Here is a 24,970-nt window from a genome sequence, read left to right as displayed (position 1 = left end):
TTCTACTCTCCTATCTCAATAACCTTCAAAGCTTCCTTTAGATTGTCCAACAAAGTCGATCCCTCTTCCCACTCTCTAGGTGTTCCTAAACTTGTTAAATAATAATTACATCCTTGCTTAGTCAGTTTCTGTCTGCGGTGGACATGTCCCATAAAACTATGACGGATGGGATATTTATCATAAAGAGGCTTAAGATCATCAGTAGAAATAAAAGCATTAAAATAATCTATGTCTTCTTGAAATTTAGGATCTGGTAAGATTTGCAAATCAAAATCTGTTACAAAATGAGTGACTAGAATATAATTAGCTTTGTTTAGGTAGATCATATCTTTTTCTATTGTTCTGGCAAATTCTCTTGAGACTTGGCGATCAGATTGCTGCCAATTAATATGTAGTTTATCCTCCCATTTATAACCTTGGTATCTACCTGCTTGAAGAAATTTTTCATCATGACGTCCAAAATTTCCCGAATGATTGTACCAAGCGGAGTGCCCGACTAATCCCCAATCTTGATTTAGAGAAAGTGGCTTTCCTATTAAACAGTTCGGATGGTTACAATAGCCATCATAAATAATTTGGGTTTCTTGATTAGTAGACCAATAATCGTGATTTCCTGGAACAAAATATAAAGGGATGGTTATGGCTGCTTGTAAGTCCTTAATGAATGAAAAAACTAAAGACTGATGATTCGCTATGTCTCCAGCTATAATTAAATAAGACAAATTCCACTCATCAGTTTCTTTAGCCAGTAAATCAATAATTGTTTGAGCGTAGGGCTCTGCTTGTAAATCAATATGGAGATCAGAAATAACACCAATCTTCATTTTCTATCTCCTCACAATTAATTTAAACCACTTAGCGAAACACTTTCCCCGATCTTACATACTTCGGTTCTGCTTGATTATTAAGGTGGTTAACTAAGCGACCACCTACAAACAAATAATCGGAAAGCCGATTAAGAAATTTTAAGACATTCGGATTTAACTTTTCAGAAATTGGTAGGCTAACCAGCCTTCTTTCAACTCTACGAGCAATACTACGAGCATATTGAAGTTGACTGGCTTCCATGGTTCCTCCAGGCAAGATAAAAGATTCAATAGGGTCAACTCTTTTATCGTAAGCATCAATTCGTTCTTCTAACCAAGTAATAGCAGTCTCTGTGGTACGATAAGGAATCTTTTCATCTGCGTTTGCAACATCTGTCCCACAATCAAATAGTAATTGTTGAATTTCTAATAAATCTTGACGAATTTCATCGGCTAAATTAGGGCTTGCAATAAGGATACCAATATAAGAATTGAGTTCATCAATACTTCCATATGCCTCAACTAAGGGGTTGTTTTTGGCTACCACACGGTTGCCAATTAAACGCGTATTCCCTTGATCTCCTGTTCGCGTATAAATTTTCATTGTTTTCTCACCTCTTTGATAGTTACTGAATCAGGTCGTTAAAATATTTCCAATCATGATAAATTATTTTTTTACGTGTAAAAGTAATTTTTTTCTCTTGAGTTAAATCTTTAATGACTCTTCCTGCTGTCTCTCTTGTCGTACCGGCTACTGTCGCCGCTTCGTTAATAGTCAATGGATGTGGAATAACCACATGATCACCCATAAAACGCCCCATATCATACATCCATAAAGCCAGGGTCTGAATTACTCGGCTAGAAGCACTTGGTATAGCCGTCATTTGCACACGTTTTTCCAAATAATATTGGACACTGGCTAAATTTTCATAAAGAAATTTGAATTGTTCCGCATTTTTAAAGACAATATTTTCCATTAGGTTTTTGGGGATGTAAGCTAAATCAACATCTGTAGCTGCATAGGCATCATAAAGATGGTGGTCTTTAAAAAAGAATTCCGCATAAGGAAAAAAACTTTCCTCCGCCACATAATCTAAGTAACAAAACTCTCCTGAAGCATTTTCTCTTTCAAGACGAACCAATCCTTTAAAGACGAAATAACAATAAATATTTGGATCATCTTGAAAAAAGATTAACTGACCTTTTGGAATGTGATGAAAAATAGAGTTAGAAGTAATTTGATTGACTTCATCAATTGAAAGTCGATTGAAAAAATCATAGTTATATATATCGTTAATATAATTTTCAATTGCCCGATTAACCATAAAGACCCCTTTCTTTGTCAAAGTAAATTGTTTACTGACGATAAAAGGAGTCTTTTGTATAGAAATTTAGTTTTCAATTTTCAAAATTCAATTCAAAAGATGCCACTATATTTACTCACCTTTTATGTCATTTATTCATAGATATTATCTCACTTGTGAATATATAAATCAAACAATGAAAGGTGTCCAATAAATGTTAACAGGAGGTTCTCATTACATCTTTTCAGGAGCGCCAATACCTAACAATGATAATGCATCTTTTAGAACAATCGTAATCGCTTTAACCAATTGAATTCTTGATTCTAACTGATCATTTTCTTCCAAAATACGGACTTTGGCATAATACTTATTGGACAATTGTGCTAATTGAATAACATATTTTGCAATGACTGATGGTTCAAAATGCTCAGCTGCCTTAATAATGACTTCTGGATACTGTTTAATTAATTTAATGATTTCCCATGAGTGTTCATGATCTAAGTTCAACTCTTCCGTTGGCTTTATTTCCTTACTATATTTATTAAGCACTGTATTTAAACGCGCATAAGTATACTGAACATATGGACCAGTTTCACCTTCAAATTGAACGATATCATCTAAATTAAAATCAAAAGAGTTGAGACGATCTGCTTTTAAGTCATGGAAGACAACAGCCCCCACACCCACTTGTTTAGCAATCTCAGCTTTATTTTCTAAGTCAGGGTTCTTAGCTGTGATCTGTTTATCGGCAATTTCAATCGCTTCATTAAGCACTTTTTCAAGTAAAACTATCTTACCTTTACGAGTGGATAACTTTTTACCATTTAAAGTAATCAAGCCAAATGGAATATGGTGCATATTTTCAGCCCAATCGTTACCCATTTCATTTAAAACAGCTTTTAATTGTCTAAAGTGATCACTTTGCTCATTACCAACAACATATAAACTCATCACGAAATCAAAAGTACGCTTGCGATAGTAAGCAGTCGCTAAGTCTCTAGTCAGATACAAAGTAGCTCCATCTGATTTTTTAATTAAAGCAACAGGTAAGTGATACTTTTCAAGGTCAACAATTGTGGCTCCACGTTCGATTTTAGAGATATTATTATCTGCTAAATAATCTAAAACTTCGCCCATCTTATCATTATAGAACGATTCTCCAGTATAATGATCAAATTTAATATTTAAAAGATTGTAAACACGTTTAAATTCATTAATAGACTCTTCTTTAAACCAAGTCCATAGTCTATGATACTCTTCATTGCCATCTTCTAGGGCTCTGAAGACTTGTCTTGCCTGATCTTCTAATTCGGGATTTTCTTCAGCTTTTTCATGGAAATCAACATATAACTTTACTAATTCATTAACTGGATCTTTCCTTACTGTTTCTTCATCACCCCAACCTTGATAAGCAACAATTAATTTACCAAATTGCGTTCCCCAATCACCTAAGTGGTTAATACGAATAGGATTATAATTTAATTTTTCCAAAATTAAGGCAATCGAATTCCCTAATACGGTTGACCGTAAGTGTCCCATTGACATTGGCTTAGCGATATTAGGAGATGACATATCAATTGGAACGTTACCTCCTTTACCAATATCTGTTTGACCATAGCTTTCACCTTGTTCAAGTACTTCTTTTAAGACTTTGCTAGCCAAGTCGTCGCGCTTAATATAAAAGTTGATATAAGCTCCGACTACTTGAACTTTTTCAAATGCAGAAGTATCAATTTTTTTTGCTACTTCTTCAGCAATTTGATGGGGGGCTTTGCGAAATATTTTAGCCAAAGAGAAAACTGGAAAAGCATAGTCTCCGTGCTCATTATTATTAGGTTGTTCAATTAAATTTTCGATCTGTTCTTGGGTCAAGTGCTCTGATAATACAGGATATAAAGTTTCAACAATTTGCTTTTTTACTAACATAAAATCTTCCTTTCTATACAAAAAAGCCTCTAGAATTCCTTCTAGAGGCATATGGTTATACGCGGTACCACTCTAATTCACCTTAAATTTTAAGGTCTTAAATTGATAACGCAGTTGCCTACGTGATGAACTACTCATTTCATTCACCCAAATAATAAAGTGCGGTTCAATTAATTAAGACTCATCGGCTCCCATCATCCCAACTTGCTATTCAGTCTTGCATAATCTACTCTCTTTAAGATTTAATTATTAATTTTGTCTCATTGTATATTAATTTTAAAAAAATGACAAGCTCTTATTTTTTAATAATCGTTCCTGATTCATTTTCAATTAATGCTTGAAGATTTTCTAATGAAGTAATGACAGCCTTACCATGATCTGTATTTTCAACGAATGCAATAGCTGCTTCAACTTTTGGTAACATAGATCCCGGTGCAAACTGCTCTTCTTTAATATATTCTTTCAAGCTTTCGATCGAAACTTTTTCTAATTTTTTTTGATTTGGTTTGTTGTAGTTGACATAGACATAATCCACACCTGTTAGAACGATAAACAAGTCAGCTCCGAGATCGTTAGCTAGTTTTTGTGAAGCAAAGTCTTTGTCAATAACTGCTTCTACTCCAACTAATTGGCCATTGTCTTCAAGTACTGGGATACCGCCACCACCAGTTGCAACCACTACATTACCAGCATTTACTAAGGTATTGATGGAATCAACTTCTTTGATAGCAACTGGCTTAGGTGAAGCAACAACTTTACGCCATCCACGACCAGCATCTTCTTTAAAGCTAGCATCAGTTTCAGCCATTTGTTGTTTGGCTTCTTCTTCACTGTAGAATGGTCCAATTGGTTTTGATAAGTTATCAAAAGCTGGATCGTTTTTATCTACAATAACTTGAGTGACCAAACTAACTACTGGCTTATCGATACCTAATTTATTTAATTCATTTTGCATGGCATTTTGTAACCAATAACCAATTGAGCCTTCGGTCATAGCCACTAATGAATCTAATGGGAAAGCTGGGTTTTTCTCAGAATCAGCTGCAATATTTTGTAGCAATAGATTTCCAACTTGGGGACCATTACCGTGAGTAATAATAACCTCGTCTCCATTTTGAATTAATTTCACTAAATGTTTTGCTGTTTCTTTTAAAGCGTCTTTTTGTGCTTGAGCGCTTGGGTCGGAAGATAGAATCGCATTCCCACCTAAAGCGACAACAATTTTACGTTTTTTCATATATTCAATCCTTTCATTAGGCCTTAGTAACTAAAGCCTTCAATGCATGGGCATAGATTTCCATGGTTTGATAGAAATTATCGAGTGGCATTCTTTCATCTATTTGATGCATTGTATCTTCTACCCCTTCTTGAAGGGCACCAAATGCCACACAATTTTTCATTGTGCGAGCAAAGGTAGCGCCACCAGAAGAAATTGGTTCAGTCATATCGCCAGTTAAGTCGCGATATACTTTTAACAAAGTAGTTACTAACTCAGAGTCAACTGGAACATATAACGAAGCTAGATAATCAAACTCATTATACTTGAGTTTGTACTCTTTTGCTACTTTAGCTAATTGTTCTACCAATTGATCTTTGTCAGCAGTTACAGGAATACGCATATCAATACCTAGTTTAGACTCTTCTGCCGTAACCTCTAGGTTAGCAATGTTACATGTTAGGCTGCCAGATGCTTGGTCTTCAACCTCACCAAAGATACTCTTACCATTAACATCATTAGCAAAGTGATCTTTAACAAATTTTAAGACAGGATGGTCATATAATTCAGACATTCCTTCAATTAGATGCGTTAAAGCATTGTCTCCTTTTAAGGAGTCTTTAGAGTGAACGGATTTACCTAAAACGGTTAAAGTTTCACCGTCTACTTGGTATTTGTAGCCTAAATCCTCAAGAATTTGTACTAATTCATCTTTTTTATCACCCTTGTAAATAGCTTTATCAGGCACCACATTTAGGGCTCCTTTATTTTCCATTTCAAAAGCATCTGAACCTGGACCGGTGATGTGCAACTGTAGTAAGCCTTTTTCTGCATAGGTTAGAGGGAAAGATGAGTCAGGAACAATACCCATTGTTACTTGCTCTTCTTTTTCATTGTAACGGTTTAACCCACGCCACAAGTTCTCTTCGTCTGTTCCAAAGATAAAGCGAACACGTTTATTTAATTCATGTCCTTGGTCTAATAAAGCTTTTAATGCATACAAGGCAGCAATAGAAGGTCCTTTATCATCTTGTGTTCCACGACCAAATAAGGCTCCTTCACGGATATCCATTTCAAATGGAGGCGTTGTCCATTCATCTGGGTTTAAAGCTGGAACCACATCCAAGTGACATAGAACACCAAACAACTCTTCACCCTGACCCATTTCTGCATAACCATAATAACCCTCTGGATCAATATAGGTTTCCATGCCCATTTCTTGACAAGTTTTTAAAGCAAATTCTAGCATTTCTTGAATGGGTTGACCAAATGGAGTTTCCGCATCATTTTCATCTAATACAGATGGAATAGCAACCCATTGGCGCAAAGTTTCAATAGCTGGTTCTTGATGATTTTTAGTTAATTGGTAATCCATTTAAACACTCCTTTAAATTCCTAAGTAAGCTCCAATAAGTAGTAAAACAATGGTCACTACAAAGACTATGATAATCAAATTGCGCATAAATTTCCACCAAGTTGATAGGTCAATATTTGCAATTGCTAAAGCACCCATTACGACACCTGATGTTGGTGTAATTAGGTTAACAATACCACTGGCAGATTGGAAGGCAGTGACGACAATACTTTCTAATACATCAGCAAATTGGGCTAATGGCGCCATGATACCCATAGTAGCTGCTGCTAGACCAGAAGTCGATGGAATTAAGAAGGACATTGGGATATAGAAGATATAAGTTAAGACTGTGAAAACACCTTTTGGTAAATTCGCTAACCCTTGTTCTCCCCAGTGTAATACAGTAGCGGTGATTTGACCATCATTCATCACTACTTGAATACCACGAGCGACTGCAGCAATTAGAGCTACTGACATTAAATCTTTTACTCCCGCGATAAAGACTTCTACGAAACGATCTTCTTTAATTCCATAGTATGCTGCGATAATAACTGACATTAAGAAAAAGAGAACTGAAATCTCAACTAGATACCACATACCAAAAGGTAGGTCTTCTAAAGATTGTCCAATCAAATCTCCAATTACTGGTATGCCTAGTAGGAACTCATGAGCATTTTTAAAGAAAGTAAAGTTATTATTTAAATCTGTCCATGGAATTAAAGCTAAGATCATAATAACAAATGTAAGCGCAAATAACCAAAGAACGCCCTTTTGTTTTTTAGTTACTTTCGGTACATCATCTGGGACTTTCCATTTTTCTTTATCGGCTTCCATATGGTCAGCAATCATAGAGTTATTCTTATCAGCTAAAACTTTCTTAGCATAACGAGTTACATACATAGCTCCAATTACATAGGTAACAGCTAGGAAGATAAAACGTAGTAACATACCGTCAGCCATAGAAATTCCCGCCATATCGGAAGCAATAGTTGTTGCAAATGGGTTAACTGTTGAAGATAGAACCCCTAAACCTGCACCAACTAAAATGATTGCGACTGCCACCAAGGCATCCATTCCGATACCCACCATTAATGGAATTAAGAGTGGATAGAAGGCAATAGTCTCTTCGGCCATACCATAAGTAGAACCACCAATAGCAAAAATACCCATTAAAATCCAAATTAAACCTGTAACATTATTCTTATTGTTTTTGATGGTAGAGGCGATTCCGGCGTCAATAGCACCTGTTTCCGTAACAACTCCCAAAAATCCACCAACGATCATAACAAATAGCGAAACTTCAACAGCTCCCGGAGTGGTTTCAGTACCTAAAAACCCACGAATAGGTGCAGCAAATAAATCCCACAACCCTTGACGTGTACGCTCTACTGTGTGATAAGTTCCAGCAATAAAATTTCCTTCAGGATCCACCTCATAGGCGCCTGATGGAATAATCCACGTTAATACAGCGATAACCGCCGTAATAATAAATAGTATCGTAAAAGCATTCAGCATCTTTCGTTTCTTCATCTTTTCCATTTTCTTCCTCCTCCTTTTTAAAACAAAATCCGATTGCGGTTCATGGCCACAATCGGATTTCATGCCCCGTTTCACTTTTTATAGGGTAATGTTATTGTTATTAAGCTTTAGGAATGAACAAGTTCCCGTTAGTAACTGCCATAATCGCTTTGATTGAGTGCATACGGTTTTCAGCTTGTTCAAATTGACGGGCTTGTTTACTGCGGAATACTTCGTCAGTAATTTCCATTTCTTTAACACCGAATCTTTCTGCTACATCTTTACCATATTTTGTTTCTGTATCATGGAAAGCTGGTAAGCAGTGAAGGATAATATAATCTCCCTCAATTAAGTCAGTCAATTCTTTATTGATTTGGTATGGTTTTAATAAGTTAACACGTTCTTCGAACTTGTCTTCTTCACCCATTGAAACCCAAACGTCTGTATATAATGCATCAGCATCTTTAACAGCGGCTTTAATATCAGATGTAATTTCAATAGTAGCGCCTGATTCTTTCGCGTACTCTTGAGCTTTTGCTACCAATTCTTCATCTGGGAATAATTCTTCTGGTGAAGCGATGGTCACATTAACACCGATAATAGCCCCAGTGATGAATAATGAATTAGCCACATTATTACGACCGTCACCACAATATACTAACTTTTTGCCCTTTAGCTCTCCAAAATTTTCTTTTAAGGTCATATAATCAGCAATCATTTGAGTTGGATGCCATTCATCAGTTAAACCGTTCCACACAGGAACTCCAGCGTATTTACCTAAGTCTTCGACCATCTCTTGACTGAAACCACGGAATTCAATACCGTCGAACATGCTACCTAAAACGCGTGCTGTATCTTCTACAGATTCTTTTTTACCTAATTGAATGTCATTAGCACCTAAGAATTCTGGAGCCGCACCTAAGTCATTAGCAGCTACTGTAAAGGCTGCTCTTGTACGAGTAGATGTTTTTTCAAATAATAGACAAATGTTTTGTCCTTTTAAATACTCGTGTGGAATCCCACGTTTTTTCAAGTCTTTTAAGTGAATTGAGAAATCAATTAAGTAGTTTAATTCGTCGGCAGTAAAGTCGATTTCTTTTAAAAAGTTTCTTCCTTGGAACATAAATTCCCTCCTATATCTATGTGTTTATCAAAAAAATTAAATATCTTCGCGAACAAATGGCATTGACATGCAACGAGGACCACCACGACCACGTACTAATTCACTACCTTCGATTTGGTGAATCTTAATACCATTTTCAATCAATAATTTGTTGGTTACAGTATTACGGTTGTAAACAATTACTTCACCTGGTGCTACCGTTAAGGTGTTGGCACCATCGTTCCATTGTTCACGTGCTCCAGCTACGATGTCATCACCACCACAACGGATTAAGGTAACTTTTTCTAAACCTAAAGCTTCTGCTAAGATGTCTTCTAACAGCCCTTCTTTTTCAGTTACTTTGATTTCACCATTTTCACCAGGAGTTACTGAGAAGACTTTTAATTCGCCTTCAATTTCAGGGTGGATAGTAAATTTATCATAATCGATCATAGTAAATACAGTATCTAAATGCATGAATTTACGGTTGTTATCGATTAAGAATGCTAATACTTCTTTGAATTCAGTCTCTTTAAATAAGTTGCGAGCTAATTTCTCGATTGAATATTTATCAGTACGTTGAGAAATCCCAACTGCTAGAGTGTTTTTAGATAAAACTAACTCATCTCCACCTTCGATACGTGTATCTTCATCACGTTCATAATAAAGGGTAGTTCCTTTATATTCTGGGTGATAGTTAAAGATATATTTTCCATATAATGTTTCACGGTTACGTGTATCTGAGTACATGTGGTTAAGAGAAACACCGTTACCCATCGTTGCAAAGGGATCTCGGGTGAAGTATAAGTTTGGCATTGGGTCCACTAAAAAAGGATAGTTTGACAGCAATTCATCAAAACCATTTGATTCATGCTTAATCTCACTCTTCTTGAATCCTTCCATCGTTTTTAATACCATTTCATAGGTATCTTCCATATCCATTAAATACTGTTTAACTTGGTCATAATTTTGGCCTGGCTCTAACCCTGTTTCAGCCATCCACTCATCAACAAATTGTTCTTTCAATCCTTCTGCATCAATTGCTTCAGCCACTAATTTTTCCAAATAAAGTACTTCAACACCTAGGCTTTCTAATAACTTAGCAAATTCATCATGTTCTTTTTGCGCTGCTTCAAGATAAGGAATATCATCAAACAATAAGCGTTCGAGGTAATCTGGCATCAAATTTTCTAATTCTTTACCCGGACGGTGAAGCATTACTTTCTTCAAGCGACCAATTTCAGAATTAACATTAATACTGTGGGACATTTTATTTCCTCCTTAATTATTTGTTAACTCTAGTCTAACATACGATAGAAAACGTTTCCGTTAAATCGGTCACTTCGATAAATTGAATTGATAACATTCTAAATGAGATATTCATCACATTTATCCCTTAAATTTTAGAATACCACTATCTTTCGTCAGAAAGATAGTGGTATTAATAACTACTTCAAATTTTAATGGGAATTATTTTTTAGCTTTTAATTGTAAATATAACTCACCCAATTGATCGGTCGAAACATGACTTGGTGCATCTGTTAATAAGTCGTGACCACGACCATTCTTTGGAAAGGCAATGACTTCACGAATATTAGGCTCTTGAGCAAGTATCATCACTAATCGATCTAAGCCTAAAGCGATACCACCATGAGGAGGGAAGCCGTAATCCATTGCTTCTAATAAGAAACCAAATTGACTTTTAGCTTCTTCAGCAGTAAATCCTAATAATTCAAACATTTGATCTTGCATCTCACGTTGATAAATTCTTAGAGATCCACCTCCCACTTCATAACCATTAAGAACAATGTCGTAGGCTTTAGCTTTAGCATCCGCTGGATTGTCTTTTAATGCTTGGACATCGTCGTTTTGCGGAGCAGTAAACGGATGATGCATAGCAACATATCTTTGATTATCTTCATCATATTCAAATAATGGCCAATCGGTAACCCACAAAAAAGCTAACTCTTCAACATCGTATAAGGTGTGTTTCTTGGCTAAATGATTACGTAAAGCGCCTAAGGAATCAGCAATGACACTGGCTTGATCAGCCACAAAGAAGAGGATGTCTCCCTCTTTAGCTTCCAACGTCTCTTTAATCTGGTCTTGGTCTTCTTCAGTAAAGAATTTAGCGATTGGTCCATTAAAGCCTTCCTCTAATACTTTAATCCACGCTAAGCCTTTAGCTCCATAGGGTTTAACAACTTCTGATAAGGCATCTGCTGTCTTGCGTGTGTATTCATCAGCTAAGCCTTTAAGGTTTATGGCTTTGACTTGCCCTCCATCTTTTACAGCATTTTTAAAGACGCCAAATTCACTATGTTCAGCCCATTGAGAGAGGTCTTTTAATTTCATGTCAAAGCGAATATCTGGTTTATCTGACCCGTATTCTTCCATTGCTTGAGCATAAGTCATGGTTGGGAATGCTTGCTTAATTTCTACTCCTCTTGTTTCTTTGACAACTTCTTTTAGCATCTCTTCTATATATGATTGAATATCTTCTTGACCTAAAAAGCTGGTTTCAATATCGACTTGGGTAAATTCTGGTTGACGGTCACCACGTAAATCTTCGTCTCGGAAGCATTTAACTATTTGATAATAGCGATCCATGCCTGCACCCATCAGCAGTTGCTTAAATAGTTGGGGTGATTGAGGTAACGCAAAAAAGGATCCCCCTTCACGGCGAGTAGGTACTAAATAGTCTCTAGCACCTTCCGGAGTGGATTTGGTTAACATAGGTGTCTCAACATCAACAAATCCTCTTTGGTCTAAGAAATTACGGATTGTTCGCGTTACATTATGACGTAAGCGAATATTTGCTTGCATTTTAGGACGACGTAAGTCTAACATACGATTTCTTAAGCGAACTTCTTCATCCACATCCAAATCATTTTCAATATATATAGCAGGCGTTTTAGCTTTAGTATAGATGGTTAAAGCATTGGCATACAGCTCAAAACGTCCTGTTTTAACTTGCTTATTCATTTGATTGTTTTCTCTTAATGCCAATTCTCCAGTCACTTCAATAATGTATTCTGAACGAATCCGATTGGCTAGCTCAAAATCTTCTTTTGAAAGTCTCTCAGCATTAAAGACCACTTGACAAAAGCCTTCACGATCACGTAAATCAACAAAAATTAAACTCCCTAAATCTCTTCTTTTTTGTACCCATCCTTTTAATGTGATCTCTTTACCAAGGTACTGTTCATCTACTAATCCACAATATACAGTTCTTTCTGTCATTTTATTCACCCCTAAAATATTTATCAATTACACTCGTATCCGTTGTTAAACGGCGATAAACGCCATAAAAATCAGACCATAAGTCGCCTTTTGAAATCTCGGTCTCAGTCCCATTTTCTTGATTTTTAACGACTAATATCTCAGACTCAACTTCTTGCTCACCCAACATAATAGTTAATTTGGCCCCTAATTTGCCGGCTGTTTTAAACTGAGACTTTATGCTTCTAAATAAGTAATCTCTTTCTGCAATCAATCCAGCATATCTAGCCTTTTGAACTAACTCGGTTGCTAATTGATTAACCGACTCATCACGGCATAAGACATATAAGTCTAGAGGCTCATATGGTGGAATGTCAATCTTTTGTTGATCCATTAATAACATGAGACGTTCAAGCCCTAATCCAAAACCAAAGCCAGGCTTCTCAGGTCCGCCTATTTGTTGAACCAGTCCATCATAGCGACCACCACCACAAACCGTTGATTGAGCACCAATCCGATTATCATCTACTACAAACTCGAAAATAGTATCCTGATAATAATCCAAACCTCTTACCACCTTGTCATTGACTTCAAAAGGTATTTCTAGTTGCTTGAGCATGGATTGAACTTGTCCAAAATGGTCCTTACTCTCTTTAGATAAATAATCTAAAATACTTGGAGCCTCTTTTACATAAGCTTTATCCTTAGCATCTTTTGAATCTAGTACACGCAGTGGATTGTCATGCAGTCTTTTTTTAGAATCATCACTTAAATTATGAATATGTGGCTCAAAATAAGCAATAAGCGCTTGACGATAAGCCTGCCGATCGTTTGGCTTTCCTAGTGAGTTAATTTGTAAAGTAATATTTTTTAAACCTAACTCTTGAAAGAAATGCCAAGCTAAACTGATAACTTCCACATCCGTTGCTGGATTTTCTGACCCGAAAACTTCGACGCCCATTTGATTGAACTGTCGTTGACGTCCTGCTTGGGGTCTTTCGTAACGAAAGTAAGGACCTAAATAATAAACCTTAAAAGGCTGTGCATGTTCTGGACCAAACAATTTATTCTCAACGTATGCTCTCACAACACCCGCAGTCCCTTCGGGGCGTAAACTAATATGTCGTTCTCCTTTATCATAGAAGTCATACATTTCTTTAGAGACAATATCTGAAGTATTACCAACTGAACGTGAAAATAAATCATAGGACTCAAAAAGCGGTGTCCGTATTTCACGATACATATATTGATCAAATAAATCTCTTGCTACATCTTCGACATATTGCCAACGATAACTATCCTCTGGCAAGATATCAACGGTGCCTTTCATCTTTTGAATCATTCTACCCCTCCTAATATAAAAGCGCCCTAAGTTTTCACTTAGGACGCATTAACGTGGTACCACCTATATTTGTAATGAATTTATCCATTACCTCTTAATCGTAACGTGATTGACGGAATAACTTTTGATTATTCTTCTCCATAGTGTCTTCACTCTCAAATGCAACTTTTCACTCAACGTTGCTCACTGTATATTACAGAGCTACTTGTCTATTTCACCGAATTGATTAATTATGTTCAGATTACTCAATGATGATTGATTTGTCAAGTTGAATTAAAATTCTTCTTTAGTTTACTTTATAGCAAATGATTAACAATCTAGTTACTATTGTGTAACAGTCCATCTAGAGTTGACCTTTAATTCAATTAATCAACTATAATGCAATTAATAGAGGAATAGTGGAGGAATATAGGATGGCTATCGTTTGGACCAAAAATTTGAAACACTTAACTAAAAAGCGACTTACTCCTTTCTTATTAACACTTATAATTAGCGTCATAACAGTATGGGGAATTGTTAATCTTAGCAATTTAAAAGCTTTACCAATTGATCGTCAAGGAATCGTTCTGCACTCTTTTCCAACTACTAATTCCGAGGTTTTAACCGAAATTGATCCTGACTTTCCTATTGAAATTATTCAAGAACAAACCGGTTGGCTTAAAGTGCGCTATCAAGGGAAAGTTGAAGGTTGGTTACCCAAGTGGCTAATCGAAAACAAGGAACTTAAAAGTGACCAAGATTTAGCAGCCTCTTTTGAAAAATCAACGGCTCTTTATCAAAAAGCTGATTCTAAAAGTCCTATTCTCTCAAATATTCCTAAGGAAAGCCTCATCCCTATTAATTATATAGAAAAAAATTGGGCTCAAGTTAATTATCAAGGTAAACCAGCCTTTGTAAACATAAACGAGATAGAATTATTGAATCGACAAGACGCGGAGCGTTTAATTGCCGAAAAGAATGCTTTAGATAGCAGTATTAATAAAAAAGAAAAAGAAAAAGAAAGCTTGAAAAACAAGCTTATCATGCGCAAAAAAGAAGAATACTTATTAGAAGAAGCAGACTTTTTTTCTAATATGATTTATCAAACGAATTACTTACAAGAATTTACAAGGCTTGATTATGTTGAATATAGTCCTCAGGAATCATTTTACTACGTAGAAGATAGTCAAGGAGTTAAAGGATATATTGATTCCTTCTCTCTATCTGAGCCTTACTATTCAATTGACCATCGCTTTCTACCTATTAAATCTGAACTCCAACAAGCGACCATCATGCTAGACCCTGGCCATGGTGGAGAAGACCCAGGTACATTGAGTAAAGATCAAAAGTATGCTGAAAAAAGCTTTACCTATAAGATTGCTAAAGTATTAAAGAAAACACTTGAAGCTTTCGGGGCTAAAGTTATCTTAACTAATGAAAGCGACCAATTTTTAGACCTCGCTGAAAGGGTTAAAATCAGTAACCAAAAACAGCCAGACTTATTTCTTTCGTTACATTTCGATTCCTCCTATGACACTCAGGTCAAAGGTGTTCGTACATATTTCTATCATTTAAATGACGAAGAATTTGCGAAGACCTTACATTCTGGGTTGATAACATCTGGTCGACCTAATTTGGGTGTGGAGTATGGAAACTTTCATGTTTTACGCGAAAATACCGTCCCCTCCCTCTTGCTCGAACTCGGTTATATTACAAACAGCGAAGACTTGGAGTTAATGTTAACGGATGACTACCATCAAAAATTAGCTGATGCTATTACTGAAGGACTCTCAACTTATTTTAATCAAGTTGGAAATCAATTAGAAATAAATACCCCTGATAGATAAGGTCTCTATCAGGGGTATTGTTTACTCATTGGAGTCCAAAATTATTGTAACAGGTCCATTGTTTTCAAATTCAACTTTCATGTCAGCTCCAAAAATACCTGTTTTAGCTTTAAAACCTTTTTTGTCAAGCTCTTGGTTGAAATAATGGTATAATTCTTCAGCCTGGTCTGGTTTTGCAGCATTGGTAAAGCTAGGGCGATTCCCTTTCTTACAAGAAGCGTACAGGGTAAATTGACTGACTGAGAGAATACTGCCGCCAGTATCTTTCAACGATAAATTCATTTTTCCTTCTTCATCGTCAAAAATCCGCATAGTTACAATTTTTCTAGCACAATACTCACAGTCTTTAACCGTATCTTCAGGTCCAAATCCGACTAAAAGTAGAAGTCCTTCTTTAATGGCTCCTACTACTTCTTCATTAACTGTTACACTGGCATGGTTCACTCTTTGAATAACTACTTTCATTTGACCTCCTAATTGCCTTGACGTTTAACTTCGTAAACATCTGGGATGTTCTTTAATTTAACAATTAATTCATGTAATTGTTGTGTATCAGCAACTAAAACCTTAAGTTTGATGATGGCTTGACTTTGATCATCAATGCGCCCATTGACTGCTTTGAGGTTTTTGACCGTATGGTTGACAACGTTTAAAACGTCGTTAATCATACCCGACCGGTCAAAACCAATGACTTGTATTTCTGTTTCATACTCATGTTCTTCTTGCTTTTCTTCGGACCAATGCACTGCAATCGTTCGATCATCCAATTCAATTTCACTTTTTAAGTTGGAACAATCTTTGCGGTGAACAGAAATGCCTCTACCTCTTGTTATATAACCAACTATCTCATCACCGGGAACCGGGTTGCAACAACGACTAAGTCGCATCATTAAGTTATCAACGCCGTCAACCACTAATCCTTTTTCATTTCCTACTTTTTCTTTGTTAGAGTCAGTCTCCCTATCTTTAGAAATGACATTAGATAGCTTTACATTTTTGTCGACTTTCTTAATATTCCAAAAATGCATAATAGAAGTCGGTGAGATTTCTCCTAAGCCGATAGAAGCATAAAGATCTTCCATCTCATTGAAGTTAAATCTCTCAAGTAAGTCTTTTTCTTTGTTCTTTTTAAGTTCTATTTTTAAAGATGTTTCGTTTTCTTTCAGGGCTTTTTCAAGTATTTCCTGTCCAATTTCGCTATTTTTCTCACGCTCTTGCATTTTAAAATAACGTTTGATCCGATTGCGTGCTTTAGAAGTTTTAACAAACTTGAGCCAATCACGGCTAGGGCCAACAGAACTCGGATTGGTTAATATTTCAACAATATCTCCATTTTTCAAGCGATAATTAAGAGGAACGATATTACCATTAACTTTTGCTCCAACCGTCTTATTTCCTATTTCAGTATGGATATGGAAAGCGAAATCGACTGGACCTGAGCCTAATGGTAATTCAAAGACGTCGCCTTTAGGAGTAAAGATATAAACTTGATCTTTAAAAACATCTTCTTTAATAAATTCCATGAATTCACTAGCATTCCCTGCATCATCTTCATACTCAACAATATCATGAAACCATTTTAACTGTTGTTGAATGTTATCTCGTGGTTGCTCATCGACTGTTTTCCCTTCTTTGTAGGCCCAATGAGCTGCTAGTCCGTACTCTGCCACTTCATGCATAAGGTGCGTTCTTATTTGAACTTCAACAGGTTTGCCTTGAGGTCCAATAACAGTCGTATGAATTGATTGGTACATATTAGCTTTAGGCATAGCAATATAATCTTTAAAGCGTCCTGGCATCGGCTTCCATTTTGTATGAATAATGCCTAAGACTCCGTAGCAATCCTTAATCGAATCGACTAAAACGCGAACCGCTAATAAATCATAGATATCATCAAACTCTTTTTTCTGATCGACCATTTTACGGTAAATGGAATAAATATGTTTCGGTCTTCCATAAACAGTAGAGTCCATGGACAGTTCGTCAATCGCATCTTTTATCTGATCAATGACAACTTGAATATATTCTTCGCGCTCATCTCTTTTTTGGTCCATTTGATGGACAATATCATAATAGGCTTGAGGATTAATATATCTTAAAGAAATATCTTCTAATTCCCATTTAATGACACTCATACCAATTCGTTCAGCCAAGGGTGCATAAATATCTAATGCTTCTTGAGACTTTTCAATTTGTTTGTGGGGTTTTTGAAATTTCAAAGTGCGCATATTATGTAAACGGTCAGCTAATTTAACCATTACCACACGAATATCTTTAGCCATGGCAATCAACATTTTACGATGATTTTCTGCTAATTGTTCTTCTTTACTTTGAAATTTAATCTTACCGAGTTTAGTAACGCCATCTACTAAGAAGGCGACGGATTCTGAAAATTCTTCCTGGATTTTTTCCAAAGTGTAGTCCGTATCTTCCACTACATCATGTAAAAAGCCAGTAGCTACTGTATCAGGGTCTAATTTAATATTCGCTAAAATACCTGCTACTTGAATTGGATGATTAATATAGGGTTCTCCTGAGAGACGTTCTTGCCCTTCATGGGCCTTGGTTGCTACTGCTAATGCCTTTTTTACAAAAGCTACTTTACTGTCATTCATATAAGATCGACAAATTGCTATAACTTCTTCACCAGTATAGACATCATTTCTACCCATATTATCACCACTCTTTCTAGATAATTTTTCTACTATTATAACTTAAATACTCACTATAAAACAATATTAGCCTCTTTAATACTATCAATCTTAGCTTATGCTAAAAAACAACTGGTCGAAAGACACAGTTGTTTTAAAATTTTATTCAGAAACAATTTTAATCCCTTTAGAAGCACCAATACGGTTTGCGCCTGCTTCAATCATTATTAATGCAGTTTCTTTATCGCCAACGCCTCCAGAAGCTTTGACTCCCATTGTTTCACCAACAGTCGAACGCATTAGAGCAATATCTTCTTTCACAGCTCCTGCTGTTGAAAAGCCAGTGGAAGTTTTAACAAAATCTGCTTTGGCTGCTTTGGCTGCAAGGCAAGCTTTCACTTTTTCTTCTTTTTCAAGTAAACTAGTTTCGATGATAACTTTCACAATAATTTCTTCTGGAACAGCTTGAACGACTTGACGGATATCCTCTTCTACTGTTTCCCAATCAGCAGCTTTAGCCGCTCCGATATTGATTACCATATCAATTTCACTAGCCCCATTTTTCACTGCTTCTTTTGCTTCAAAAGCTTTAGTAGATGAAGTATTCGCTCCTAAAGGGAAACCAATCACTGTACAGACTTTGACGTCTGAATCCTTCAACAAATCACTCGCATAAGTAACCCATACTGGATTAATACAAACTGACATGAATTGATATTCCAAGGCTTCTTGACAAATTTGCTTAATTTGGTCTTTGGTTGCATTTGCATTTAATAAAGTATGATCGATATATTTATTTAATTCCATTTTAAAACTCCCTTTCAATTTCAGTGACATACGATAGGACACTTAAAAGATAAATAGGTGCCGTCTCTGCCCGTAAGATTCTTGGACCTAAGCTACAAATCTCAAAGCCATTTTCTACTAAGAAAGATACCTCTTGTTGTTCTAATCCACCTTCCGATCCAAATACCATAACTATCTTTTTATTCTTTTCGATATTTTTTAATATTTTGGCTAACAGATGGTGTTGACCTTCTTTAGCACTTTCTTCGAATGCCACTAGTTTAATGTCATGAGTACGATACTGATTAACAAAGTCTTTTAAATTTAAAAGCTGCTTAACTTCAACCTTTTTTAAACGTTTTGACTGTTCTGCAGCACTATCAGCAATTTTTTGTAGTCTTTCAACTTTTTTACCAGCTTTTTTCTGGTCCCATTTGACTACATCACGTTTTAAAGCTAATGGTTGAAAGCTGCTCATGCCGCATTCTGTAGCTTTTTGAACAATTGAATCCATTTTGTCATTTTTGGATAAACCACAAGCTACAACTACCTCGACCGGTAACTCCGTTTGACTGAGAGTCTCACTTAAGGGTGACATGATTTCTAATAGAGCATAATCATTCTTTTTTTTGAGATAAGAAGCTAGATACTTCTTTTGATCGTATACAACTATTAACTCCTTCCCTTGCTTAGCCCTTAAAACATTGACCAAATGATGACTGTCTGATGGATTCAAAACAACTTTCTTGCCAATTTCTACTATTTGATTCGAATCATCGATAAAATATTGATGCATAACTCACTCTTTCTTCTGAGCCGTGATACCAGCCCATCCTTTATAATAATTAATTTGGATTATTTCCCACTGATCTGTTGATAAAGAATCGATTGCTTGTTCTGCCTTCTCAGTCAGTATGCCTCCAAGAATGAGATAGCCACCCTTTTCTAAAAGCTGATAGGCATCCTGATAGAGCTTGAGTAATATATGAGGTAGGATGTTTGCCATGATGATATTTACTTTTTCTTCAACACCTCTTAATAAATCATTGACATGAAATGATATAGGTGGTTGAAAATCATCAGAATAGCCCATATTTTGCCATTTTTGATAAGTAAGATTTTGTTTAGCAGCTGCGATTGCTTGAGGATCAAGATCGTATCCCACCACTTTTTGTGCGCTGAGAGCAAAAGCTATCAATGCAAGGATACCAGATCCCGTTCCAACATCATAAACTTTCTCGTCACCTCGCATAACCATTTCTAAAGCTTGCGCGCCGAGTCGGGTTGTCGGGTGATCACCTGTTCCAAAGGCAACTCCTGGGTCTAAATAAATAACTTTCTCATCCTTATATTTTGGAGAATAAGCATCCCATACCGGAACAACTTTTATAAATCGTGAAATTTCTTGAATTCGGTAGTTTTTCATCCAATTTTTTTGCCAATTTTCCATTTCAATCGGCTCTTTTTCCCAACTATAATCGAAATAAAGGTTATCTTCTAAATAACTATCGAACAAGTCTTTTTCTATATCTTGTTCAAAAAAACCTAAGACAAGCCCCCGTTTATCTTGTTCTTTAAGGGATGGAGCTAAAGGAATTTCTCCAAATAAATTTTCTTTATTTTCCATATATCCATCGACATTTATAAGCTGCGTCCCTTTCGCCCCCCACTCAAATAAGAGATGAGAAACATATTCCACTTCATCAGGCTTCTTAGTTTCAAGATAGATAGTCACTTTTGTCCAATGAGTCATTAAACCCCCCCCAGTCAATGCATCTAAAAAATTTAAAGCTGAGCTTATTCACATTATGGAGGACTGTTTATCTTTTTTCAATCAAAAGAAGTTATTTTTTCAAGATTAAGTCTAGCTATTTTAATAAGGGCATGTAATAATAAATAATAGACTTTAGAATATTTGTAACTTTTTTTGAAATTTTCAAAAGAAAAGGATAAAATAGTAGTTGATATTCTATTTAATATAAAAGCTAATAAACGAGGTGAACTTCATGGCAGAAAAAAACTTAACAGCAAAAGATATCTTACAAAAAGAATTTTCTCGTTCCATGCGTGGCTATAATGCTGCTGAAGTCGATGAGTATCTCGATAGTATTATTCGTGACTATGATTCTTATCAAAAAGATGTAGTGTTCTTAAAGAATGAAAATGAGCGACTCATTGCTAAAATAGATGAATTAACTAAGCAGTTATCATTAGCTAAGAAAAACGTTTCAACAACTCCAGGTTCTGGCGTAACCAACTTTGATATCCTTAAACGTTTATCTAACTTAGAAAAACATGTTTTCGGAGCCAAAATTTCAAACACAGAGTATAGTCAAAATTAATGATCATAGTAAATTTCAGGTAATCGCGGTCAATTCATTTGGCTGAGGAAAGTCCATGCTCGCACAAGCTGAAACGCTTGTAGTGTTCGTGCTTAGCGAAACAATAAGCTAAGGTAGCCTTAAGGTGAACGGCGAGTGAATATTCTAAGGCTTAGCTAAGAATAAGTAATTCATAAAGTGCCACAGAGACGATCTTTTTGGAAACAAAAAGCTGAAACGCGGTAAACCCCTCGAGCGAGCAACCCAAATTTGGTAGGGGCACTCTCTGTATGGGAAAATGCGTAAGCATTGCTTAACTGAAAGAGAGACAAGTTATCTTGTAGATAGATGATTACCCTTTATTTATTCTTGCCTATGGAATAAATATTGACAGAACATGGCTTATCGAAATTTACTAATATAGGTATTTATAGATGCATATAGTCAACAACACGATTCTGAGCCTAAAAGCTTGTTGAATCGTGTTTTTTTAAAAGGAAGGATTATCCATGAAAACATATCACTTAATTGCTACAGCAGCGGCAGGTATCGAGGGAATAGCTAATCAAGAACTCAAGGATTTAGGCTATGAAACACAAACAGAGAATGGTCGCGTGCGCTTTAAAGGAACTGCAGAAGATATTGCTAAAACAAACCTATGGTTGAGAACAGCTGATCGAATTAAAGTAGTGGTTGGCGAATTTAAAGCAACCTCTTTTGAAGAATTGTTTGACCAAACCTATGCGATTGCCTGGGAAGACCTCTTACCCATGGATGGAGAATTTCCTGTTTCAGGTAAATCGGTGAAATCAAAACTTTATTCTGTCCCTAACTGTCAAAGAATTGTCAAAAAAGCCATTGCCAAACGGCTAATGGATCACTATGCTCGTAAAATGCCTTTGAGCGAAACAGGTGATTACTACCCTATTGAAATATCGATACTAAAAGATGTGGCGATGATTACTTTAGACACAAGTGGAAGCAGTCTATTTAAACGAGGTTATCGAACTGAAAAAGGTGGCGCGCCTCTAAAAGAAAATATGGCAGCAGCTTTAGTCAAATTGACTACTTGGTTCCCTGACCGTCCTCTTTATGATCCAACTTGCGGGTCTGGAACAATTTTAATTGAAGCTGCCTTAATGGGACGCAATATTGCTCCAGGATTAAATCGGTCATTTGCAGCAGAAAAATGGGAGTTCTTTAATCCAGAAGTATGGTCAAAGGAAAAAACAAAAGCACGTCAAAAAATTAACCATGAAATAAAACTCAATATCTTTGGAAGCGATATAGATGGAAGAATGATTGAAATCGCCAAGCAAAATGCAGCAAATGCCGGTGTGGGAGAAGATATTACTTTTAAACAAATGCAGTTAAAAGATTACCGTCCGAATGAAGAATATGGCATTTTAATCTCCAACCCTCCTTATGGGGACCGCTTGCTAGATGAAGATAAGGTACACCAACTATACCAGGACATGGGTACTATTTACCGTTTGATGACCACTTGGTCGAAGTATATTCTCTCAAGTGATGACTCATTTGAGAAATTTTATGGTGAAAAAGCTAGCAAAAAACGCAAGTTATATAACGGTGCCTTAAAAGTAAATTATTATCAATTTTGGTCTACAAATAAATAAGGGTCTAAAGTCTTTACTTTCCCTTGTTTACGTAAGGCTTGTTTTGCTGCTTGATCAGCTGCTCGATTTTCTTTTTCAGGAATCCATTTTAGAAAAAGTAAAGGATAATGGTCCATTTCAAAGAGAATAACTTTTAAAAGCTTGCTAAAATAGTCTTTTTTGGCAAAACGTTTTTCAATCGATTGGAAAACAATCTTAGAATCGGTTTTAATTTGAATGAGTTGATCTGTTTTTAATTTTTCTTGCTTGATCCATTGCATAGCTAATCTTAAAGCAAAAAACTCAGCTTGGTGATTATCCAGACATTCATTAATATAAAATTTAAAAGTAGCAACTTTTTCACCATTGAATACCAAAAAAGCTAGGCCCGCTTCTTTAGTTTTAGGATCAAAAGCGGCATCAATTTGTATCCACATAGGTTTTTCACCCTCTCTATTTTGAAAGGAGTCTCCTCAATTGACAGATCTTATTCATATGCCAAATAAGAGCGAATATTTCTATCGCAAAGCCATGAATGCGCTTGAACAAAATGATTATGCAAGTGCATCTAACTTTTTGAAAGAAAGCTATCAGATAGAACCTTCCCTTAAAGTGTTTAAAGAACTAATTTCTATTCATATTATTCAAAATAAAAGTCAAGCTGTCAAAAAGTTATGGCAAAATTTTCTTTCAGACCACTCCATACAAGACCTTGACTATGAATTAGCGATGCTTTATGTTCATTCTTTACCTTATCTTTTTTCTCATCAAAAACTATTGATTCAGTTATATGAAATCAAAGAATATTTTGATCAAAAAAAATGGGATATCTCTTTGATTGTTAAACAAATTGAAAAAATTAAAGAAAAAGAAGCTCTTTCTAAAGAACTTCAACTCCTTATAAATACGAAGAGGTTAGATTCAAAGTTGAAACAATTGAAAGAACTAACCTTATATGAATTTTTAAAAGAAATCAAAAACTTCTATAGTTTAGATTACTCCCTTAAACATCCAATCTTGACTGCATTATTGGCTGACAAAGAGATAAGTCAATTCGTTAAAAGTGATATATTGCATCATTATATAGTTCGAAATTACCAGGCCCATCTGAAACTGACATGGTTTGAAGAAATTAAAATCATCGATAGCCTATCTCTAGTCCCTTATAAAGAAGATTCGACCTATTTACAAATAAAAGCTCTTCTTGAAGATTATACGGTCAATAATAATCCTCATATTTATGATGGTCTACTAGAAGAAATAAATTTATTGGTGATGGTATACTATCCATTTATCAAAGAAAAAATCTCAGACCCTGTTGCATGGTTTAATAGCTTTTTAAGTTATTACCATATAGAAAAAAGTGAAGAATCCGATCAAAATGAGCGAATGGATGAAATTCTCCAACAGGCTATCGATGAAATCAAACAACTAAGTCTATAGATAGAAATTTAAAGAAAACTTTCTAAATAAATTAGAGCAAGTCTATAGTAGACTCGCTCTAATTTTACTTCTCTTCTTCTGACTGTGTATCATTTTCCTTGGTGTTTTTATGGTGCACGGTAGGTTGTGGATCTAGAATGACATGCTTATCCTCTTCTTGTGGTGGTAAGGATATAAAATCAATAATATCTTTGAAATTGACTATGGTCTTCTCTTCAATAATATCTTGCATCATCATATCTGATTCTTGCCAATAAATATCTACAACTGCACTATTAGAAAGCAATTTTGTAATTATTCCTGTCATGCTACTTTCTCTAAATTTGAAAGTAATCTTATCCCCTATTTCTGGTCGAATTGCTAACTTTACTGATTCAATCATTTCAAGACCCGTTTCATAATCTACATCTAATAGCGAAGCGATACGTGACTTGCTTGTCCCGCGTCTTAACTCCTTTTCAATTAGACTTCGTTGCCCATCTGAAATTTTTTTCGACACGTTATCCCTCTTTTCTTAAATTGCCCTCTGTAATTGTT

22 protein-coding genes, 1 other RNA gene and 1 other annotated feature are annotated in these 24,970 nt (G+C 35.7%); of the genes, 5 read left to right on the top strand and 18 right to left on the bottom strand.

Features of this window, described 5'->3' with window-relative positions; all coding sequences use genetic code 11:
• Positions 1–2 precede the first annotated feature (2 nt).
• The 11 genes from ACQV2O_RS00535 to hisS form a co-directional block, all read right to left on the bottom strand.
• Positions 3–824, bottom strand: a complete 822-nt coding sequence (locus tag ACQV2O_RS00535) for a metallophosphoesterase (RefSeq protein WP_428874668.1) — start codon at positions 822–824, stop codon at positions 3–5.
• Positions 825–855: 31 nt separating this feature from the next.
• Entirely contained in the window at positions 856–1,410 is a 555-nt protein-coding gene (locus ACQV2O_RS00530) for a cob(I)yrinic acid a,c-diamide adenosyltransferase (RefSeq protein WP_428874667.1), read from the bottom strand.
• A 22-nt stretch (positions 1,411–1,432) separates the two neighbouring features.
• Complete coding sequence (locus tag ACQV2O_RS00525) at positions 1,433–2,131, bottom strand: Crp/Fnr family transcriptional regulator (protein ID WP_428873830.1); 699 nt, start codon at positions 2,129–2,131, stop codon at positions 1,433–1,435.
• 213 nt (positions 2,132–2,344) lie between these two features.
• A complete protein-coding gene (argS, locus tag ACQV2O_RS00520; RefSeq protein ID WP_428874666.1) occupies positions 2,345–4,036 on the bottom strand; it encodes an arginine--tRNA ligase in 1,692 nt (563 codons plus the stop codon).
• Positions 4,037–4,331: 295 nt separating this feature from the next.
• On the bottom strand, positions 4,332–5,273 hold the full coding sequence (gene arcC / locus ACQV2O_RS00515) for a carbamate kinase (RefSeq protein ID WP_428873832.1): 942 nt from the start codon (positions 5,271–5,273) through the stop codon (positions 4,332–4,334).
• Between the two features lie 16 nt (positions 5,274–5,289).
• Positions 5,290–6,627: a M20 family metallopeptidase gene (locus ACQV2O_RS00510; RefSeq protein ID WP_428873833.1), complete on the bottom strand. Its 1,338-nt coding sequence runs from the start codon at positions 6,625–6,627 to the stop codon at positions 5,290–5,292.
• Positions 6,628–6,639: 12 nt separating this feature from the next.
• Positions 6,640–8,145: a YfcC family protein gene (locus tag ACQV2O_RS00505; RefSeq protein ID WP_428874664.1), complete on the bottom strand. Its 1,506-nt coding sequence runs from the start codon at positions 8,143–8,145 to the stop codon at positions 6,640–6,642.
• Between the two features lie 100 nt (positions 8,146–8,245).
• Complete coding sequence (argF, locus tag ACQV2O_RS00500; RefSeq protein ID WP_428874663.1) at positions 8,246–9,247, bottom strand: ornithine carbamoyltransferase; 1,002 nt, start codon at positions 9,245–9,247, stop codon at positions 8,246–8,248.
• 36 nt (positions 9,248–9,283) lie between these two features.
• Positions 9,284–10,495 carry an arginine deiminase gene (gene arcA / locus ACQV2O_RS00495; RefSeq protein ID WP_428874662.1) on the bottom strand — a complete coding sequence of 404 codons (1,212 nt, stop codon included), beginning with the start codon at positions 10,493–10,495 and terminating at the stop codon, positions 9,284–9,286.
• Between the two features lie 201 nt (positions 10,496–10,696).
• Positions 10,697–12,469 (bottom strand): aspartate--tRNA ligase, encoded by a 1,773-nt coding sequence (aspS, locus tag ACQV2O_RS00490; RefSeq protein ID WP_428874661.1) that lies wholly within the window; start codon positions 12,467–12,469, stop codon positions 10,697–10,699.
• A gap of 1 nt (position 12,470) precedes the next feature.
• Positions 12,471–13,790: a histidine--tRNA ligase gene (gene hisS / locus ACQV2O_RS00485; RefSeq protein WP_428873001.1), complete on the bottom strand. Its 1,320-nt coding sequence runs from the start codon at positions 13,788–13,790 to the stop codon at positions 12,471–12,473.
• Between the two features lie 36 nt (positions 13,791–13,826).
• Positions 13,827–14,017: a binding site (T-box leader), on the bottom strand.
• A gap of 186 nt (positions 14,018–14,203) precedes the next feature.
• Between hisS and ACQV2O_RS00480 the strand changes: the two genes are divergently transcribed.
• The gene (locus ACQV2O_RS00480; protein ID WP_428873000.1) at positions 14,204–15,616 is read left to right on the top strand and encodes an N-acetylmuramoyl-L-alanine amidase; all 1,413 of its coding nucleotides are present in this window, start codon (positions 14,204–14,206) and stop codon (positions 15,614–15,616) included.
• Between the two features lie 21 nt (positions 15,617–15,637).
• Here the strand turns inward: ACQV2O_RS00480 and dtd are convergent, their stop codons facing one another.
• The 5 genes from dtd to ACQV2O_RS00455 all read right to left on the bottom strand — a co-directional run bounded on the left by dtd (position 15,638) and on the right by ACQV2O_RS00455 (position 20,806).
• Positions 15,638–16,081, bottom strand: a complete 444-nt coding sequence (gene dtd / locus ACQV2O_RS00475; protein ID WP_428872998.1) for a D-aminoacyl-tRNA deacylase — start codon at positions 16,079–16,081, stop codon at positions 15,638–15,640.
• 8 nt (positions 16,082–16,089) lie between these two features.
• On the bottom strand, positions 16,090–18,288 hold the full coding sequence (locus tag ACQV2O_RS00470; RefSeq protein ID WP_428872997.1) for a RelA/SpoT family protein: 2,199 nt from the start codon (positions 18,286–18,288) through the stop codon (positions 16,090–16,092).
• A 141-nt stretch (positions 18,289–18,429) separates the two neighbouring features.
• On the bottom strand, positions 18,430–19,074 hold the full coding sequence (gene deoC / locus ACQV2O_RS00465) for a deoxyribose-phosphate aldolase (RefSeq protein ID WP_428872995.1): 645 nt from the start codon (positions 19,072–19,074) through the stop codon (positions 18,430–18,432).
• Between the two features lies 1 nt (position 19,075).
• Positions 19,076–19,849, bottom strand: a complete 774-nt coding sequence (locus tag ACQV2O_RS00460) for an RsmE family RNA methyltransferase (protein ID WP_428874660.1) — start codon at positions 19,847–19,849, stop codon at positions 19,076–19,078.
• 3 nt (positions 19,850–19,852) lie between these two features.
• Positions 19,853–20,806, bottom strand: a complete 954-nt coding sequence (locus ACQV2O_RS00455) for a 50S ribosomal protein L11 methyltransferase (RefSeq protein ID WP_428874659.1) — start codon at positions 20,804–20,806, stop codon at positions 19,853–19,855.
• Between the two features lie 253 nt (positions 20,807–21,059).
• On the opposite strand from ACQV2O_RS00455, the gene gpsB reads away from it, so the two are divergent.
• The 3 genes from gpsB to ACQV2O_RS00440 all read left to right on the top strand — a co-directional run bounded on the left by gpsB (position 21,060) and on the right by ACQV2O_RS00440 (position 23,011).
• Positions 21,060–21,395, top strand: a complete 336-nt coding sequence (gpsB, locus tag ACQV2O_RS00450; protein ID WP_428872992.1) for a cell division regulator GpsB — start codon at positions 21,060–21,062, stop codon at positions 21,393–21,395.
• Between the two features lie 11 nt (positions 21,396–21,406).
• Positions 21,407–21,784, top strand: an RNA gene (gene rnpB / locus ACQV2O_RS00445) — RNase P RNA component class B.
• Between the two features lie 99 nt (positions 21,785–21,883).
• Positions 21,884–23,011 (top strand): THUMP domain-containing class I SAM-dependent RNA methyltransferase, encoded by a 1,128-nt coding sequence (locus ACQV2O_RS00440; protein WP_428872991.1) that lies wholly within the window; start codon positions 21,884–21,886, stop codon positions 23,009–23,011.
• Here the strand turns inward: ACQV2O_RS00440 and ACQV2O_RS00435 are convergent.
• Positions 22,987–23,427, bottom strand: coding sequence for a ribonuclease HI family protein (locus ACQV2O_RS00435; RefSeq protein WP_428874657.1), 441 nt, complete (start codon positions 23,425–23,427; stop codon positions 22,987–22,989). The two genes, ACQV2O_RS00440 and ACQV2O_RS00435, sit on opposite strands and share 25 nt — an antisense overlap.
• Before the next feature lie 40 nt (positions 23,428–23,467).
• On the opposite strand from ACQV2O_RS00435, the gene ACQV2O_RS00430 reads away from it, so the two are divergent.
• Positions 23,468–24,433 carry a hypothetical protein gene (locus tag ACQV2O_RS00430; RefSeq protein WP_428874656.1) on the top strand — a complete coding sequence of 322 codons (966 nt, stop codon included), beginning with the start codon at positions 23,468–23,470 and terminating at the stop codon, positions 24,431–24,433.
• Between the two features lie 64 nt (positions 24,434–24,497).
• On the opposite strand, the gene ACQV2O_RS00425 is transcribed toward ACQV2O_RS00430, so the two are convergent.
• Complete coding sequence (locus ACQV2O_RS00425) at positions 24,498–24,932, bottom strand: DUF2187 family protein (protein ID WP_428872988.1); 435 nt, start codon at positions 24,930–24,932, stop codon at positions 24,498–24,500.
• Positions 24,933–24,970 lie beyond the last annotated feature (38 nt).

Source organism: Facklamia sp. P13055 (assembly GCF_050409445.1).
Lineage (GTDB): Bacteria > Bacillota > Bacilli > Lactobacillales > Aerococcaceae > Facklamia.
This window is presented reverse-complemented; position numbering and strand designations above follow the sequence as displayed.